The sequence below is a fragment of the Loktanella sp. 3ANDIMAR09 genome, from assembly GCF_001420005.1.
GTDB lineage: Bacteria > Pseudomonadota > Alphaproteobacteria > Rhodobacterales > Rhodobacteraceae > Loktanella.
The window spans coordinates 1-3,439 of sequence record NZ_LJAK01000029.1 but is presented as its reverse complement, the minus strand read 5'-3'; the positions used below and the strand labels follow the sequence as shown (position 1 = coordinate 3,439).

Genomic DNA, 3,439 nt, shown 5'->3' with positions numbered 1-3,439 from the left:
TGGCGCGGGCGATGGCGACGATCCGACGGTGCTGCCGATCCTTGGCACCGCGGATGTGGTGCTGATCAAGCGCGTGACGCAGCCGGGGGCTGTTGCGGGTGAGAGCGTGGTCTTTACCCTGACGGCCGAGAACACCGGCACGCTGAGCCTGTCGAATGTGACGCTGGCGGATACGCTGACGCGGGCGGATGGCACGCCGCTTGGCGGCACGCCTGTCTTGGCGGACCCCGGTCAGGCGACGGTGGCCTTGGCCCCGGGTGCTGTCCGCATCTGGACGCTGACCCATGTGCTGAGCCAGGACGACATCGATGCAGGCGGGCTGTCGAACACGGCGACGGTCAGTGCGACTGCGCCGGACGGCACGCCGGTCAGCGACGTGTCTGACAACGGTGCGGGCGATGGCGACGATCCGACCGATCTGCCGATCGCGCCCAGCCCGGCGCTGGAGGTGACCAAGCTGGTGCGCACGGGCGGTGCCGCGGTGGGCGAGACGGTGGTGTTCGAGATCCGGGCCGCGAACACAGGCAATGTGACGCTGCGGGATCTGGCGCTGGTGGATACGCTGACAGACCTTGCGGGCAATCCGCGCAGCGTGGCGGAGCCGGTGCTGGAACAGGGCGATGTGGCCGGTCTGCTGGCTGTGGGCGAGACGCATGTCTTTGCGCTGAGCTATGTGCTGACGCAGGCGGATATTGATGCGGGCGGGATCAGCAACAGCGTGGCGGCGGCGGCAGTGGCGCCTGACGGCACGCGTGTGACGGACCTGTCGGACGACGGCGACGACGCGGACGGCAACGACCAGAACGACCCGACCGAACTGCGGGTGGATACGACCCCTGCGCTGGCGGCGGTCAAGGTGATCGCGGATGGTCCGGTGACGGTGGGCGGCACGGTGATCTTTGACATCCGGGTGACGAACACGGGCAATGTGACGCTGCGCGATGCGCGGATTGCCAGCGATACGCTGACACGGGCGGACGGCACGGTGCTGGCGCTGACCAGCGGTCCGGTGCTGCGGTCCAGCGACCAGGGGTCGCCTGCGGGCACCCTGCAGGTGGGCGAGACGGCGACCTGGCGCGCAAGCTACGTGCTGACGCAGGCGGATATCGATGCAGGCGGGATCAGCAACATCGCGGTGGCCGAGGCGACCCCGCCCGCGGGTGGACCGCTGACGGCGCAGACGCGCGATGCGGACCCCGACGACGGTGATCCGGCCGAGGATCCGACGGTGCTGGTGCTGCCGCGCGACCCCGCGCTGGCGGTCACCAAGGTGCTGACGGATGGCGGCCCGGTGTTTGCGGCGGTGGGCGATGTGCTGACCTTCCGGTTCGACGTGACGAACACGGGCAACGTGACGCTGACGGACCCGGTGACGATCAGCGACCCGCTGGTGACCGACGCGGGCGGGACGATCACCTGTGCGCCCGGCCCCCTGGCCCCGGGTGAGACATTGTCCTGCACGGGCAGCTATGCGGTGACGCAGGACGATATCGACGCGGGTGCTGTGACGAACACGGCGACGGCCTCCAGCGGGGTGGTGGTCAGCGCGCCGGACAGCGTGACGGTTCCGGCGCAGCAGACCCCCGCGCTGGACACGGACAAGCAGGCGGTGTCGATCACCTTTGAGGGTGTGACCTATCCCGGGATCGACCCGCAGTATTACCGTCAGGGCGCGGTGGTGAACTATACGTTCACGGTGACGAACACGGGCAATACCACGATCACGGATGCGATCACGGTGGACGACAACCTTGTGCCGGTGGTGGACTGCCCGGTGCTGCCGCAGGGTCTGGCCCCCGGCGGTGTCGTGACCTGCACGGCGTCGCATGTGATCAGCCTGACGGATGTGGATCTGGGCGCGATCACCAACGTGGCCACGGCGGTGGCGGGTGATCTGCGCGGCACGACCGACAGCGTGACGGTGCCGCAGGGCGGCGTGCCGTCGCTGGGGATCACCAAGGCGCTGGAGTCGGTGGCGAATGCCGACAACAGCCCGCAGAACGATCTGCTGTTCGACGCGGTGGGCGATGTGCTGACCTACCTGTTCACGGTCGAGAACACGGGGACGGTGTCCTTTGCCCGCGATGTCGTGGTGAACGACGGGCTGCTGGACGGCCCGGTGGTGTGCTTTGCCGCGGGCCAGACCGACTTTGCCCCCGGTGATACGGTGGACTGCCGCGGCACCTATGTGGTGACGCAGGACGATCTGGACGCGGGCGAGATCCCGAACGAAGCGGTGGCGGCGACGCAATACAGCCGCGACGGGTCGACGTCCTTTGTGACCTCGGATCCCGCGCGGATCGTGTCGCCCGCGGCGGCGACCGCGGCTGTCACGCTGGTCAAGAGCGTGGAGGTGCTGCCGGTGACCACGGTGGGCCAGACGCTGACCTATACGCTGACGGTGACGAACACGGGCAACCAGCGGCTGCGGTCGGTCAGCGCAAGCGACCCGCTGCTGCCGGATCTGACCTGTGCGCAGGCGGTACTGGATCCGCAGGCGCAGCTGGTCTGTGCTGCGGATTATGTCGTGACCCAGGCGGATGTGGATCGCGGCACGCTGACGAACACGGCGGATGTCGCGGCCTTGTCGCCGCAGGGTGCGGGGCTGACGGCCAGCGACACGGTGGTGACAGCGATGCCTGCGGTGGTGAACGACCTGCAGCTGGAAAAGCGCGCGACGGTGGCCAGCTTTGGCGCGGTGGGCAGCACGATCGGGTTCGACCTGATCGTGACGAACAACGGCAATGTGACGCTGACCGACCTGGAGGTGACGGACCCGCTGATCGACCCCGATTATGTCTGCCGCATTCCGCGTCTGGCCCCCGGTGTGACCGATGGCAGCTGTGCGATCTCGCGTTTGGTGACCCAAGAGGACGTGGATGCGGGCGTGATCGAGAACACGGGCTTTGTCGCGGGTCTTGATGCGCGCGGCGGCGCGGTGTCGGCCCGTGACGATGTCAGCGTGCCGACCGGGCCGCGGACCGCGACGCTGGATGCGACCAAGGCACTGACGCGCAGCGGGACGACGCCGGGCGCGACGATCAGCTACCGGATCACGCTGCGCAACACGGGCGTGGTGACGCTGCGGGATCTGGCGATCGAGGATACGTTCACGCGTCTGGACGGCACGGAAATCACCGCTGTTCCGGTGCTGGCGAACCCGGCCGAGGACGGCACGCCGCTGGCCCCGGGTGCGACGCGCGTCTGGACGCTGGACCATGTGCTGAGCCAAGAGGACATCGACGCGGGCGGGTTGCGCAACGTGGTGCTGGGCCGGGCGATCGACCGTGCGGGCGCGCCGGTGACGGATGTCTCGGACGATGGCGACGACACGGATGGCAATACGGCGGACGATCCGACGGATCTGGCGATTGCACCCGCGCCCGCGCTGGAGGTGATCAAGGTGATCAGCCAGAGCGCTGGTGCGGTGGGCGAGACC

The 3,439-nt window shown here is 68.6% G+C and carries 1 pseudogene; it reads left to right on the top strand.

From position 1 onward, the window contains the following. A pseudogene (locus AN189_RS18615) lies at positions 1 to 3,439 on the top strand (DUF11 domain-containing protein); the annotation flags it as partial.